General features: G+C 44.3%; 9 protein-coding genes. 6 read left to right on the top strand and 3 right to left on the bottom strand.

Going from position 1 to position 16,076, the window contains the following annotated elements:
• Window positions 1-153 precede the first annotated feature (153 nt).
• The 6 genes from BacF7301_RS23140 to BacF7301_RS23115 all read left to right on the top strand — a co-directional run bounded on the left by BacF7301_RS23140 (window position 154) and on the right by BacF7301_RS23115 (window position 12,233).
• Window positions 154-1,737: a sulfatase family protein gene (locus tag BacF7301_RS23140; RefSeq protein ID WP_167966553.1), complete on the top strand. Its 1,584-nt coding sequence runs from the start codon at window positions 154-156 to the stop codon at window positions 1,735-1,737.
• Window positions 1,738-1,755: 18 nt separating this feature from the next.
• Complete coding sequence (locus tag BacF7301_RS23135; RefSeq protein ID WP_167966551.1) at window positions 1,756-4,080, top strand: glycoside hydrolase family 20 protein; 2,325 nt, start codon at window positions 1,756-1,758, stop codon at window positions 4,078-4,080.
• Between the two features lie 69 nt (window positions 4,081-4,149).
• The gene (locus BacF7301_RS23130) at window positions 4,150-7,233 is read left to right on the top strand and encodes a glycoside hydrolase family 2 TIM barrel-domain containing protein (RefSeq protein ID WP_167966549.1); all 3,084 of its coding nucleotides are present in this window, start codon (window positions 4,150-4,152) and stop codon (window positions 7,231-7,233) included.
• A 147-nt stretch (window positions 7,234-7,380) separates the two neighbouring features.
• Complete coding sequence (locus BacF7301_RS23125) at window positions 7,381-9,198, top strand: alpha-L-fucosidase (RefSeq protein WP_167966548.1); 1,818 nt, start codon at window positions 7,381-7,383, stop codon at window positions 9,196-9,198.
• A 141-nt stretch (window positions 9,199-9,339) separates the two neighbouring features.
• Window positions 9,340-10,515: a mechanosensitive ion channel family protein gene (locus BacF7301_RS23120; protein WP_167966546.1), complete on the top strand. Its 1,176-nt coding sequence runs from the start codon at window positions 9,340-9,342 to the stop codon at window positions 10,513-10,515.
• Between the two features lie 107 nt (window positions 10,516-10,622).
• Window positions 10,623-12,233 (top strand): ATP-binding protein, encoded by a 1,611-nt coding sequence (locus BacF7301_RS23115; RefSeq protein WP_167966544.1) that lies wholly within the window; start codon window positions 10,623-10,625, stop codon window positions 12,231-12,233.
• A gap of 199 nt (window positions 12,234-12,432) precedes the next feature.
• Here BacF7301_RS23115 and BacF7301_RS23110 read toward each other — a convergent pair whose 3' ends face one another.
• Genes BacF7301_RS23110 through BacF7301_RS23100 form a run of 3 tightly spaced genes read right to left on the bottom strand, consistent with a single transcriptional unit; the run spans window position 12,433 to window position 16,072 of the window.
• A complete protein-coding gene (locus tag BacF7301_RS23110; RefSeq protein WP_167966542.1) occupies window positions 12,433-13,500 on the bottom strand; it encodes a metallophosphoesterase in 1,068 nt (355 codons plus the stop codon).
• Between the two features lie 12 nt (window positions 13,501-13,512).
• Window positions 13,513-14,541 (bottom strand): endonuclease/exonuclease/phosphatase family protein, encoded by a 1,029-nt coding sequence (locus BacF7301_RS23105; RefSeq protein WP_167966540.1) that lies wholly within the window; start codon window positions 14,539-14,541, stop codon window positions 13,513-13,515.
• A gap of 7 nt (window positions 14,542-14,548) precedes the next feature.
• Window positions 14,549-16,072: a SusD/RagB family nutrient-binding outer membrane lipoprotein gene (locus tag BacF7301_RS23100; protein WP_167966538.1), complete on the bottom strand. Its 1,524-nt coding sequence runs from the start codon at window positions 16,070-16,072 to the stop codon at window positions 14,549-14,551.
• Window positions 16,073-16,076: the final 4 nt, after the last annotated feature.

The following is a 16,076-nucleotide window of genomic DNA, read 5'->3' as shown; positions in this document are numbered from 1 at the left end:
AGATAGTTAGCTTTCTTTCCTCTATTTAGAGTTTCTTTTCTAACGAATCATGCAGAAATGGAGATTATTGGAAATTAATTGGTAATTTGTGGAAGCCGATTCTGCCTTCCGTCCTCTATCTTTGCTGTTACTATCTAATATAAAATTGTTTTTATGGAAAAACTGCAATCAAACTTGTTCTTTCCTCTGGCAGGAATAGCTGCCGTAGCTTCCCTTGCTTCCTGCTCAAACAAGCAAAGGCCTGCGGAGCAGAAACCTTTGAATATCGTCTATATCATGACGGACGATCACACAGCACAGATGATGAGCTGTTACGACACGCGCTACATGGAAACCCCGAATCTCGACCGCATTGCTGCCGACGGCGTACGCTTTACTCAAAGTTTTGTGGCCAATTCATTAAGCGGACCCAGCCGCGCCTGCATGATAACAGGAAAACATAGCTGTGCTAATAAATTCTACGATAACACCACTTGCGTATTCGACAGTTCGCAACAGACTTTTCCGAAACTGTTACAGAAAATCGGCTACCAGACAGCGCTGGTGGGTAAATGGCATCTTGAAAGCTTGCCTTCCGGATTTGATTACTGGCAAATTGTCCCCGGACAAGGCGACTACTACAATCCGGATTTCATCACACAAAACAATGACACTATCCAAAAACATGGATACATCACGAACCTTATCACCGATGATGCTATCGACTGGATAGAAAACAAACGCAACCCGGAGAAACCTTTCTGTCTCCTGATTCATCACAAGGCGATTCACCGTAACTGGCTCTCGGATACCTGTAACTTGGCTTTGTACGAGGATAAGACCTTCCCTCTGCCGGACAATTTCTTTGACGACTACGAAGGACGTCCCGCCGCTGCCGCACAAGAGATGAGCATCGTGAAAGACATGGACATGATTTATGACCTCAAAATGCTTCGTCCCGACAAGAATACCCGTCTGAAATCCTTGTATGAGAAATATATCGGTCGCATGGATGAAGCACAACGTGCCGCATGGGACAAATTCTACACTCCGATTATAGACGATTTCTATAAACAGAACCTTCAAGGCAAAGACCTTGCCAACTGGAAATTCCAGCGTTACATGCGCGACTACATGAAGACCGTGAAATCACTGGACGACAATGTAGGCCGTGTGCTCGACTACCTGAAAGAGAAAGGACTGCTGGATAACACACTCGTTGTCTACACTTCCGACCAGGGATTCTATATGGGTGAACACGGTTGGTTCGACAAACGCTTCATGTACGAAGAATCCATGCGTACACCGCTTATCATGCGCCTGCCGAAAGGATTCGACCGCAGAGGCGACATCACCGAAATGGTACAGAACATCGACTATGCACCCACCTTCCTCGAATTGGCAGGAGCGGAGATTCCTTCTGATATCCAAGGTGTATCCCTCGTTCCCTTGCTGAAAGGCGAACATCCGAAAGACTGGCGGAAAGCTCTCTATTATCATTTCTACGAATACCCCGCCGAGCACATGGTGAAACGTCATTACGGTGTACGTACGGAGCGCTATAAACTGATTCATTTCTATAATGACATCAACTGGTGGGAACTTTACGACCTGCAGGCAGACCCGTCGGAAATGCATAACCTCTACGGACAGCCTGAATATGAACCGGTAGTGAAAGAACTGAAAGAAGAAATGCTGAAACTTCAGGAGCAATACAATGACCCTGTCCGCTTCTCACCGGAGCGGGACAAGGAATAAATCCAACGTACATACACCATGAAAAAATACATCTTAATCATTCTCGTACTGCTTTCGCCGTTGGCAGCGTTTTTGCAGGCTGATAACTTAACATCCCCTTTAATTTCAATAGTTCCACGCCCGACACACCTTGTGCCGGGCAGTGGCAACTTCACCTTTTCTGCAAAAACGGCATTTGCGGTAGAAAATCAGGAGCAGGCCGCGATTGCACGCAATTTTATCAACCTGTTTACCCATGCTGCCGGAATAACTCCTGCATTGAATGTCGGCAGCAAAGAAGGACAAGTCCGTTTTGTGACGGATTCTTCTTTAAAAACCGAAGCCTATCTGCTGGAGATTACACCTGAACAGATACTTATTAAAGCATCGGATACAAAGGGATTTTTCTATGCCCTGCAATCTGTCCGCCAACTCCTGCCTGCTGCCATAGAATCGGAACAACCGGTGCAGAATATCGCTTGGAGCGTTCCCGCAATGACAGTTCAGGATGAGCCCCGTTTCGGTTTCAGAGGATTACTCTTGGACCCGGTACGTTGCTTTATTCCTAAAGAGAACGTCTTGCGAATCATCGACTGCATGGCGATGCTGAAAATAAACAAGCTTCATTTTCATCTGACGGATGATAACGGCTGGCGGATTGAAATAAAGAAATATCCCCGTTTGACAGAAGTAGGAGCGTGGAGAGTAGACCGTACAGATGTACCTTTCCACTCACGCCGTAACCCGAAGCGTGGGGAACCTACTCCGATAGGCGGTTTCTACACGCAGGATGAGATTCGGGAGATAGTGGCTTATGCCGCCGACAGGCAGATTGAAGTAATTCCCGAAATAGATGTACCTGCACACAGTAACTCCGCTTTGGCTGCCTACCCCCAACTTGCCTGCCCGGTTGTGAAAGACTTTATCGGTGTGCTTCCCGGACTGGGAGGACGGAATTCCGAAATAATCTATTGCGCGGGAAACGACAGCGTATTTACATTCCTGCAAGATGTATTCGACGAAGTTCTGGCACTTTTTCCTTCCCGCTATATTCACGTCGGAGGAGATGAAGCGCGAAAGACGAATTGGGAGAAATGCCCACTTTGCCAGAAACGGATGAAAAAGCAGCATTTGGCGGATGAAGAAGATTTGCAGGGTTACTTTATGAAACGTATCAGTGATTATCTGCGTAAGAAAGGTCGCGAAGTGATTGGCTGGGATGAGTTGACAAACAGTTCTTTTCTTCCCGAAGAATCCATTATTCTCGGTTGGCAGGGAATGGGAACGGCTGCCCTGAAAGCTGCCGAAAAGGGACATCGTTTTATCATGACTCCGGCACGCATCATGTATCTGATTCGCTATCAGGGGCCTCAATGGTTTGAACCGGTAACCTATTTCGGAAACAACACACTGAAAGATGTTTTTGATTACGAACCGGTACAGAAGGATTGGAAACCGGAATACGAGTCTTTGTTAATGGGAGTACAGGCTTGTATGTGGACGGAATTCTGCAATAAGCCGGAAGACGTGGAGTATCTTTTGTTCCCTCGTCTGGCTGCTTTGGCAGAAGTGGCATGGACGCCTGCAGATACAAAAGACTGGTCCGGATTCTTGAAACGAATGGACGCATACAACGCCCATATTGCTGAAAAAGGGATTATCTACGCCCGCTCAATGTATAACATACAGCAGACGGTGACTCCGGTGGACGGACATCTGGAAGTGAATTTGGAATGTCTCCGCCCGGACGTGGAAATTCACTATACGCTGAATGGCAGTAATCCGGCTATGTCCTCTCATCGTTATGAAGGGCCTATCCGTGTGACAAAGACACAAATGGTGAAGGCGGCTACCTTTATGAACGGCAAGCAAATGGGAGAAACCCTGGACTTGCAGCTCACATGGAACAAAGCCACGGCAAAACCTCTGCTTGGCAATAAGAAGAATGAAATGTTATTGGTCAACGGATTGCGGGGAAGCCTGAAGTATACGGATTCTGAATGGTGCAACTGGAATCGGAATGATACTGTTTCTTTCACGATAGATTTGCTTGATAAGGAGAAAATGAATAAATTTACCATTGGTTGCATTACGAATTATGGAATGGGAGCGCATAAACCGAAGATGATTCGCGTAGAGATTTCCGATGACAACCGGGCATACCGTGCCATAGGGGAGTTGAATTTCTCTTTGGAAGAAATCTATCAGGAAGGAACTTACAGAAATGACTACTCGATAGATATGGGCGGAGTATCTGCCCGTTATGTCCGGGTGACGGCGGAAGGAGCGGGGATTTGTCCCGCAGAACATGTCCGTCCCGACCAGGAAGCGAGAGTCTATTTTGATGAGGTTATTATAGAATAGTAGTCAAGTCGTTAAAAACAACAATTAGGTGCTTTGTAAAACAATCTTATATAAACTAATTATGATGACATGCTTATGAACATTAGCTTTCAGAAACGAACTTTTTTAATCTTATCTGCAGTACTGGTTACCACTACTTTCACGTTAGCGCAGCAACAACCGTTGCCCGAATGGCAAAGCCAGTATGCGGTAGGACTGAACAAACTCGCCCCTCATACCTACGTATGGCCTTACGCCGACGCTTCCGACATTGAAAAGCCGGGCGGATACGAACAGTCCCCATTTTATATGAGCCTGAATGGGAAATGGAAATTCCATTGGGTGAAGAATCCCGATAACCGTCCGAAAGATTTTTATCAGCCTTCTTATTATACCGGAGGTTGGGCGGACATCAACGTTCCCGGCAACTGGGAACGTCAGGGTTATGGCACAGCTATCTATGTCAACGAGACATATGAATTTGATGACAAAATGTTCAACTTCAAAAAGAATCCGCCACTGGTTCCTCATGCGGAGAATGAAGTCGGTTCCTATCGTCGCACATTCAAAGTGCCTGCTGATTGGAAAGGCCGTCGTGTAGTACTTTGCTGCGAAGGTGTAATCTCTTTCTATTATGTATGGGTGAACGGGAAACTGCTCGGATATAATCAAGGCTCGAAAACAAATGCCGAATGGGATATTACCGATGTATTGAACGACGGAGAGAATGTAGTGGCTTTGGAAGTGTACCGCTGGAGTTCGGGCGCTTATCTCGAATGTCAGGATATGTGGCGTTTGAGCGGTATCGAACGGGATGTTTACCTATATAGCACTCCCCAACAGTACATTGCCGACTATAAATTGAGCGCTTCTTTGGATAAAGAACAATACAAAGACGGTATCTTCGGACTGGAAGTAACCGTAGAAGGACCTTCCGCTACCTCCAGTTCTGTCGCTTACACATTGAAAGATGCTTCGGGCAAGGCAGTCTTACAGGATGCTATCCAAATAAAATCCCGCGGATTGAGCAATTTCATCGTATTTGACGAAAAGAAGATTCCGAATGTGAAGGCTTGGAGTGCGGAGCATCCTAATCTTTATACATTGGTGCTCGAACTGAAGGACGCCCAAGGCAAAGTCACCGAACTGACCGGATGCGAAGCCGGTTTCCGCACTTCGGAAATCAAAGGCGGACGTTTCTGCATCAATGGTGTTCCGGTACTAGTGAAGGGAACCAACCGTCATGAACACTCACAACTCGGACGTACGGTAAGCAAGGAACTGATGGAACTGGACATCAAACTGATGAAACAGCATAATATCAATCTGGTTCGGAACTCGCATTATCCTACTCATCCATACTGGTATCAGCTTTGCGACCGTTACGGACTGTATATGATTGATGAAGCAAACATCGAATCTCATGGTATGGGTTACGGACCTGCTTCTCTCGCCAAAGACAGCACTTGGCTGCTGGCACACATGGACCGTACGCACCGTATGTACGAACGTTCCAAGAATCATCCTGCCATTGTTATCTGGTCACTTGGAAACGAAGCTGGTAACGGTGTCAACTTCGAACGTACCTACGACTGGCTGAAATCGGTAGAAAAGACCCGCCCCGTGCAGTACGAGCGTGCCGAACTGAATTACAATACGGACATTTATTGCCGTATGTACCGCAGTGTGGACGATATCAAAGCATATGTGGCAAAGAAAGACATCTACCGTCCTTTCATCCTATGTGAATATCTGCATGCAATGGGCAACAGTTGCGGCGGACTGAAAGAATACTGGGACGTTTTCGAAAACGAACCGATGGCACAAGGCGGTAGCGTCTGGGATTGGGTAGACCAGTCATTCCGCGAAATAGACAAGAACGGAAAATGGTACTGGACTTACGGCGGTGACTACGGCCCGGAAGGAATCCCAAGCTTCGGTAACTTCTGCTGTAACGGGTTGGTAGGTGCCGACCGTAAACCGCACCCGCACCTGCTCGAAGTGAAGAAAGTATATCAGAACATAAAGACCACATTACTTGACCGGAAGAACATGAAACTCCGTATCAAGAACTGGTACGATTTCTCTAATCTGAATGAATATATATTCCATTGGAATGTAACAACTGATAGTGGAGAGAAACTCGCAGAAGGTACCAATGTACTGGATTGTGAACCGCACGCTACCATAGATATACAGTTGGGTAATGTGATTCTCTCGAAAAAGGACCGTGAAGCTTATCTGAATATTAGCTGGACCCGAAAGGACGATTCTCCGATGATAGCTAAAGACTGGGAAGTGGCTTATGACCAGTTTGTACTTTCCGGCAATAAGAACTCTGCAACCCATCGTCCGCAAAAAGCAGGTGAGACTACATTCACCGTTGATAAAGAAACGGGCGCATTGACCTCTTTGAATCTGAATGGCAAGGAGTTGCTTTCTACCCCGCTCACATTGAGCCTTTTCCGTCCGGCTACGGATAATGATAACCGTGATAAGAACGGCGCGCGCCTATGGCGTAAAGCAGGACTGGACAACATAACCCCAAAAGTCGTTTCACTGAAAGAGGGCAAGAACTCGACAACCGCCCGTGTGGAAATACTCAATGCGAAAGGACAGAAAGTAGGTACGGCTGACTTTATTTATGCACTGGATAAGAACGGTGCATTGAAAGTGAACACTACTTTTGAACCGGATACCGCCATTGTGAAATCAATAGCACGCCTGGGATTAACATTCCGTGTAGCTGACACTTACGACCAGGTTTCCTATTTGGGACGCGGTGATAACGAAACGCATGTCGACCGTGACCAATCCGGTAAAATCGGTCTGTATCAGACAACTCCCGAACGTATGTTCCACTATTATGTCGCTCCGCAATCTACGGGCAACCGGACTGACGTACGTTGGGCGAAGTTTACGAACCACTCCGGTGAAGGTGTTTTTGTCGAGTCAAATCGTGCTTTCCAGTTTAGTATCATTCCTTTTTCAGATGTATTATTAGAGAAAGCGCGTCATATCAATGACCTGAAACGCGATGGAATGTACACAGTACACCTGGATGCAGAGCAGGCAGGTGTGGGAACCGCTACTTGCGGTCCCGGTGTGTTGCCGCAATATCTGGTTCCATTGAAGAAACAAAGCTTTGAATTCACCCTTTATCCGATAAAATGAGTTTAGAAACGATAGGCTATTAGATTATATAATTTAGGTGTGGATTTCACATTTTCTTTGAATATTGTCAGAAATATTCTGTTAGAATAGTGAAATTCACACCTTTATGTTATCTTTGTACTATCAGCATTAATTAAATTTTATATCATGAACAAACTACTGACCACCTTATTATTATCCTCTGCCATCACATTGGGCATGCAAGCCCAGAAGAAAGAAAACTATTATGTGAAGCATGTCGAATTCCCTCAAAATGCCACCCTTGAACAGAAAGTGGATATGGCTGCACGTCTCGTACCCACCCCTCAACAATATGCCTGGCAACAAATGGAATTAACAGCTTTCCTTCATTTCGGTATCAACACCTTTACCGGACGTGAATGGGGAGATGGAAAAGAAAACCCCGCTATCTTTAACCCCACCGAGCTGGATGCCGAACAATGGGTAAGCACTCTCAAGGACGCCGGCTTCAAAATGGTACTTCTGACCGCAAAGCATCACGACGGCTTCTGCCTCTGGCCAACAGCTACCACCAAACATTCTGTAGCCTCTTCTCCCTGGAAGAACGGGCAGGGGGATGTCGTAAAAGAACTTCGAAAAGCTTGCGACAAATATGATATGAAGTTCGGCGTCTACCTTTCTCCGTGGGACCGCAATGCGGAATGTTATGGAGACTCTCCCCGTTACAATGAATTCTTCATCCGCCAATTGACGGAACTGCTTACCAATTACGGTGAAGTGCACGAAGTATGGTTCGACGGAGCGAATGGGGAAGGTCCGAACGGAAAGAAACAAGTCTATGACTGGGACGCTTTCTATAAAACAATCCAACGCCTGCAACCGAAAGCAGTAATGGCGATTATGGGAGACGATGTCCGTTGGGTAGGAAATGAAAAAGGACTGGGACGCGAAACGGAATGGAATGCCACCGTACTGACTCCGGGAATTTATGCCCGCTCGACAGAAAACAACAAACGGCTGGGTGTCTTTAGCAAAGCGGAAGATTTAGGAAGCCGCAAAATGTTGGAGAAAGCTACGGAACTGTTTTGGTATCCTTCGGAAGTGGATGTGTCCATTCGTCCGGGATGGTTCTATCATGCGGAAGAAGATGCGAAAGTGAAGTCCCTGAAACATCTGTCGGATATTTATTTCCAGTCGGTAGGATATAACTCCGTGCTTTTATTGAATATACCGCCCGACCGCAAAGGCTTGATTAATGAAGCGGACGTGAACCGTCTGAAAGAATTTGCAGCTTACCGTCAACAGATATTTGCCGATAACCGGGTGAAAAAAGGAAGAAACTACTGGAATGCCACTTCAGGCAGTGAAGCCGTTTATTCTTTGAAACCGGGCTCGGAAATTAACTTAGTGATGCTTCAGGAAGATATCACGAAAGGACAGAGAGTGGAGTCTTTCGTTGTAGAAGCTTTGACTGACAAAGGCTGGAAAGAAGTAGGCAAGGGTACGACAATCGGATATAAACGTATGCTGCGTTTCCCGACAGTGAAAGCCAGTCAGCTACGGGTGAAGATTGACGAATGTCGTCTGACTGCTCATATCAACCAAGTGGCCGCTTATTATGCAGCTCCTTTGCAGGAAGTGGTTCAGGGTGAAGATTGGAATAATCTGCCTCGTGCAGGCTGGAAACAAGTCGCTGATTCTCCATTGACGATTGACTTGGGCAAATCGGTGACATTAGCCAGCTTTACTTATGCTCCTTCGAAAGCGGAAGCAAAACCGACAATGGCATTCCGTTATAAATTCTTTGTGAGCATGGACGGAAAGAACTGGAAGGAAGTTCCTGCCAACGGTGAGTTCAGTAATATCATGCACAACCCGTTGCCACAGACGGTCACTTTCGGTCAGAAAGTACAAGCACGTTATATTAAGTTGGAGGCTACTACGCCTACCGCAACAACCGCGAAAGTAGAAATGGATGAAATAGGAGTGATAACTACTCCCTGACGGGATTGTTATCGCTGAAAGATATGCTTAGAGAGTAGCAGTGAAGACTGGCAGTCCCGATTTCTAGTGAATCGGACGCCAGTCTTTTTTTTCTAAACCAAATGAATCTTTTGCTGTTATTAATAAAAAAAGACAGAAGTTATGCTCGTAGTAGATTTAGGAAAATGGATGAACAAAATCCTGATAGATTGGGGAATTGACCCGACAGTTGCCGACCGTTTTGATGAGACTATTATTGCTGTGCTGATGATAGCAATTGCTATCGGCCTGAATTATCTCTGCCAGGCGATTCTTATAGGAGGAATGAAGCAGTACACCCGTCGGAAACCGCACCTTTGGAATACGTTGCTGATGAAGCGCAAAGTGTTTCACAATCTGATTCATACGGTTCCGGCTTTTCTGGTTTATTCTTTACTGCCAATGGCTTTTATTCGCGGCAAGGATTTATTGCTTATTTCCCAGAAAGCTTGTGCCGTTTACATTATCTTTTCTTTGCTGTTGGCCATTAATGGGATTCTGTTGATGATAATGGATATCTACGACGGGAAGGAGTCTATGAAGAACCGTCCGATGAAAGGATTCATCCAGGTGTTGCAGGTGCTTCTGTTCTTTGTCGGTGGAATCATTATCATTGCCATTATTGTGAATAAATCTCCAGCCAGTTTGTTTGCGGGATTAGGTGCTTCGGCTGCCATCCTGATGCTGGTATTCAAGGATTCCATACTAGGATTTGTGGCGGGTATCCAGCTTTCCGCCAATGATATGGTTCGTCCGGGCGACTGGATTACGCTTCCTTCCGGTGCCGCCAATGGCACAGTGCAGGAGATTACTCTGAATACAGTCAAGATTCAGAATTTCGATAATACGATTTCTACCGTTCCCCCTTATACATTGGTCAGCAGTCCTTTCCAGAACTGGCGGGGAATGGTGCAATCAGGAGGACGAAGGGTAATGAAGAATATAACCCTGGACTTGACTACACTCCAATTTTGTACGCCCGAAATGCTCGACCGTTATCGGAAGGAAATCCCTTTGATGGCGGATTATCAGCCTGAAGAAGGTGTAGTACCTACCAATTCCCAGGTTTATCGTGTATATATTGAGCGTTATTTGTGCAGCTTGCCTGTGGTGAATCAGGATTTGGACTTGATTATCAGCCAAAAAGAAGCCACGATGTATGGAGTACCTATTCAAGTTTACTTCTTCTCCCGAAACAAAGTTTGGAAAGAATACGAACGTATCCAGTCGGACATCTTCGACCATTTGCTGGCAATGGTTCCTAAATTCGACTTAAAGGTCTATCAGTATTCGGATTAAATGTTAAGTAATATAACAAAATTCGTTTTATAATGTCCGGAATCGTTTGTATTTATGCCTGTTTTCACGTATCTTCGTCTAGTGATTCATAAAAAGCCGATAAAAAGATGAAATATCCTATTGGAATACAGAGCTTTGACCGCATTCGTGAAGACGGTTTTGTTTATGTAGACAAGACTGCCTTAGTTTACAACCTTGTGCAAACGGGTTCAATCTATTTCTTGAGTCGTCCCCGTCGTTTTGGGAAGAGTTTGTTGGTGAGTACACTTGCCTGTTATTTTCAGGGGCGGAAAGAACTTTTCGACGGACTGGCAATTGCCGACCTTGAAAAAGACTGGTTGCAATATCCTATTTTCCGCATTGACTTTAACGGTGGACCATACACTCAACCGGGAGTGCTCGAAGCAACTATCGAAGGGTATTTAGGCAATTGGGAAGACATCTATGGCAAAAATCTGAACTATACTACTACAGGTGACCGCTTCAAGGAACTGCTCCGCCGTGCTTATGAACGGACAGGACAGCGTGCGGTAGTACTGATTGATGAATATGACAAACCCATTCTCGATGTGTTGGATACCGGAACTTACACCTGCAACCATGTAGGAGAGAAACTTTTGCTTGAAGACCATCACAGGGAAATTCTGAAATCTTTTTATTCCACCTTCAAAGGGGCTGATGAGTATCTGAAATTCGTACTGTTGACGGGAGTTACGAAATTTTCGCAAGTAAGTGTGTTCAGTGGCTTCAACCAACCAAAAGACATTAGTATGGATGAACGCTACGAATCACTATGCGGAATCACTCAGGAAGAATTGGAGAAATACTTCGCAGAACCCATCTCGCGATTGGCAACTAAATACGAATGTACGGTGGAGGAAATGAAGGACTGGCTGAAACGGCAGTACGATGGCTATCATTTTAGTACGAACATGGCAGACATCTACAATCCGTTTAGCTTACTCAATACTTTTGACATGAATGAAATCCACAACTATTGGTTCTCTACCGGGACTCCTACTTATCTGATACGCTTGCTACAGCATAGCCATGAGCAGATGAACGAACTGACTGGCAAATTTTATAAACCATCTTTATTTGTGGACTACAAGGCAGATGTGGAACAGCCTTTACCTATGATTTATCAAAGCGGTTATCTCACAATTAAGGAGTATAACAAAAGAATGGGAACCTATCTGCTTGACTTCCCAAATAATGAGGTGCGTGAGGGATTCTTATCTGTATTAGCAGCCAATTATATGAAGCCGAAGAGTAAGGAAGTGACGAGTTGGATAACAGATGCCGTGATGGACCTTGAACAAGGTGATACAGATGCGTTCCGCCGTTCCCTCACTTCTTTTTTGGCAAGTATTCCCTATGACTCCCACGGCTCGTTGAAAGATATAGATATAACAGAAAAGCATTTTCAATACACTTTTTATCTATTACTTCGACTGATAGGCGTATATTGCATCGCTATCCATTGCGAAGACCGCCAAAGCTACGGACGGGTGGATTGTACGCTGGAGATGGAGGATTACGTCTATATCTTTGAATTCAAAATGGACGGTACGGCACAGGAAGCTCTGGAACAAATAGAGAAGACTGGCTACGCCAAGCCTTATCTGGCAGACAAACGAAAGGTGATTTGTATCGGAGTGAACTTCTCATCTGTCACACGGACAGTAGAAGACTGGGAAGAAGTTTCCATTGCGTGAGAAAAATAGAATTATAATATACAGTAGGGATATTTAGTAAATGCCTCACTTTAAAATTCAATGAAGAGTAAATTTCATGGAAAGGTGAAATTTACTCTTCATTTTTTATCCATTCTCCTATCTTTCGACTAAAAATAGAATGGTACTTGTACTTATAGTTAGTTTAAGAAATTTCTTCTTAGTCCGAAAAACTTTTTAATTATTCAATAACTATATCGAACTGGTCATAAGATGCCGTTCTCCATGCTTTATCTGCGCTTGATGGTGAGAGAGCGAAAAGAGGGGAGAACGTTTTGATTTTAATTGTTTTGCCATTAGGCATGAACTCCATAATTCGTAGCCAACAATCTCCGCCATTTCCGAACCATTGTCCGTCGGCCGTTTGCGCATTGAACATCATTTGAGGAATGTTCTTTCCGTCCTTATTCTTATCGGTGCGGAAGCTGACATTATGCTCATTATCGGTGATATTACATTCGTGTCCACAAACAACCAGACAGATGTTTTTTGACGGATAAACAAGTTTCTGCCATATAGCTTCCGCATAGTTGGCGGGAGTTACTTTATAATCTTCCTTAATGAATCGTTCTCCTTTGTAATCAAGGAAGGAATGCGTTAATAAAATCACCTTATGATTAGCATACTTCTCTTTCTCAATCACCTTTTTAGCCCATTCTATCGCTTCATCCCTGGGAGCAAATTCCAAAGATAAAACCAGTATCTTCCCCCAGGTATCCGTTTCAAATTGATACGCGGCATTTTCTAAAGTAGGGATACCTTTTGAGTCAAGTCCAACTTCAACCAATGTGTTTCGCCAGCAACTATTTCGTTCCGAAGGGAAATAATCGGGAAAATGCGTCAAACGATTTTCTGATTTCTCATAACCGTAGTCATGGTTTCCGGTACAGAGTACGTAAGGCAATTTACCGTCCAAACGTTCAAAAGCACGCGATGCAGCTTTCCATTGTTCGTTGCTCGTCTGATTTCCATTCACACCATCTGGGATGCGGATTTCGTTTTGCTCTACCAAGTCTCCGGTACACAGCGCCGCTTTGATATTTAATGACGGGATACTATTGGCTATCCATGCAGTCTGTAATTCAAAGAGGGGTTGGTTGGCATCGAACTTGGTGTAACTTTGCGGATCGGGTATCAGAATCATGGTAAACGAATTCTTGTCGGTCAGTTCGGCGCGTACCGGATAGATTTGCGCGGATGCATATAATGCCTGCATACAGAGGGCTAATACAAATAATAGTTTTTTCATGCTTATAATAATTTATTTTATGCAAAATATTACCATCACTGCTTTATGGTCGGTAGGCCATACATCGAGCGGTTCGATAAATCGGTCATTGCTGTTTTCTTCCATTCTTTTGCCCCGGATAATCGACTGGGCTGGCCCTACTATTACGGCATCCTTTAGCTTTATCCTTTTGGAAGGCATGTAATAAATAAAATCTATCCGGTCTCTTTCATCTGCTTCCGGTGCCCATGACAGTTTTTGTTCCGGCACTCCCTTGTTGTCCGATGGAAATGTGAATCCCGGATGAGTGACCGGATTGGGATATTTAGTTCGGTAAGCGTCCTTGAATCCGGCCTCCATTAGCATGGTAGAGCAATCCCAGCGAACTATTGTGCCATGATGATCCCACAAATCTTTTGTCTTCTCATTCCAATCGAGATGCGAAGGTTCATTAAAATCTCCACCCAGCAAAATAATATTGCCTTTTTCTTTCTTTGAATCTTCAATAAAGTGAAAAATGGCTTCATCACGCATAGATTCCCGGTTGGCTTTTTCCACTTTTATTCTGTCGGTTACTGGTGTATCTAGCTTTTTCCATGTAACACCGCTATACCCTCTTGGCAGGTAGCAAGCATAATGGGTATAATCCAGATGTGCTGAATAGACTACCACTGTCTGCCCATTAATGCGTATCCGTGCTTTCAGTACCGAACCGGCATCTCCTTCAGAGGGACGGTTGGGCGCCTGCTTTTCTATCGGATATTTTGATAAGATCCCAACATCTAAAGGACTGTTTTCTCCATAATACGTCTTACCTCGTTCTTTCAGTGCATGGAGTATGCGGGAAATGAACATTTTACCATGGTAGTTGCGTACCTCACTGAACATAACGATATCCGGTTCCAGTCGGGAGATTTCATCTGCGATAGCTTCAAAGCCTCCTTTGACCATGGTTCCTTCCTGCCAGATATTCATTTGCAGCACTTTTATCTCTACACCTTTTGCTTGGACTGCGTTTATGCATAGCCAGATAAGTATTCCTGTTAGTTGAACTTTTAACATATGCTTGTTATTGTAAAATCCACATTAATTTGTTTACATCATCTACGCCGTCGAATTGACGTCCCAAGGCTTCGTCAATATTCTCTTTGTTATAGTCAGATTCACTTTTGGGATACATCCAGCGCATCGGGAGTTGATCTGTTACATCATTACGGTTTGTTTCGGGATTGATTGGTAAAACTGGATATCCAGTACGACGGTAATCGTAATATGTATCCCACGGATGCTGTAGGAAGGAAGCCAGATAACGTTGAGTGATAATCTTTTCGATATCCGGTTCTTTGCTTCCGGTAAGTTGTATCGCAGGTGTTGCGAGGAAAGCGGCAATACTTTCTTTGGTGATGGGATGTCCGTGATGATAAATGGCTTCATCCGGTGTGTTGTCTGCGATAAAGTTCATGCTGGCTTCAATGCCTTTCTTATAATAAACGGTGGCATCACCTTGTATCCAGCCTCTTACGGCAGCTTCGGCTAGAATAAAATTCTGTTCGGCATACCCTAGGCGTATGACAGGTTCGCCTGCCGGATAGTCTGTATATCGTGGATTTAATCCGGAATATTCAAGAGCTGCATAGGCTTTGTTTATTTCCTCAAAGGGAATGGAAGGATCAATACCGATGTATGCATTCCAGTCGTCTTCCTTTAATCCGGCTTTCAACTTAGCTTCCGAAGGTTTTGCATAGTAGAACATACGGATATCGACGGTTTCTTTGAATTTGTCGATTATCATGTTCGTTAGTATTGGATTGGAAGTGTACTTATGGTTTGTTTTGTTGAAGGGATATAATGTGTTTGCTTTGTCCATATATATCATTTGCAGATTGTCAGCATTGGATTCCATCAGGTTGCCTGATGCGATGATTTCTGAGAAGCGTTCTTTGATGTTCAGGTCAGTATCACTTTCTTTCTTTGAAAGATGCATCAAGACTTTGAGTTGAAAAGCTGTAGTCGCTTTTTTCCAAAGTTCTATCTTTCCCCCCAAGATGGGATCTCCTGTGAAGTCTTTTCCATTAGAGAATAATTCATAAGCTCTGGTCAAATCATCAAGAACAAAGTTCATGACTTCTTTTTGTGTATTATAACGAGGTTTTACTAGTCCTTTTTCTCCTTGTAAGGCTTCTTCATAGGGGATGTCTCCCATTTCCATAGATATATAGAAAAGTTTGTAGGCTTTGATAAAATGCGCTAATCCGTCATAAGCGTTCACATTATCATCAGAAACAGACTCTACCATTTTTTGTGCATTGATTAAGGTATTGTATCCTCCGAAGCTGGAACGTCCGAATATATTATATTGGTAGTCTTCCATGCCTTCTCCACCCCATGCCAATTGTTTGGATAAGAGTGCGCTATTGACAAAGGATTTACCACTACTGGAACTGGTGATATTTAATAGTAGTCCGGTTGCCAATAGTGAAGAGGTGACTTTCGTTGTTGCGTCCGGGTCAGTATTAATTTCATCGAATTTGTTGCAAGAGCTTAATAAAGCAATTATCAACAACAAGGACAGGTATTTATTCATAAGTTTCATTATT

Origin of the sequence: Bacteroides faecium, from assembly GCF_012113595.1 — a bacterium.
Lineage (GTDB): Bacteria > Bacteroidota > Bacteroidia > Bacteroidales > Bacteroidaceae > Bacteroides > Bacteroides faecium.
Note: the sequence above shows the minus strand (reverse complement) of the source record. Positions and strands in the feature narration are given on the sequence as shown.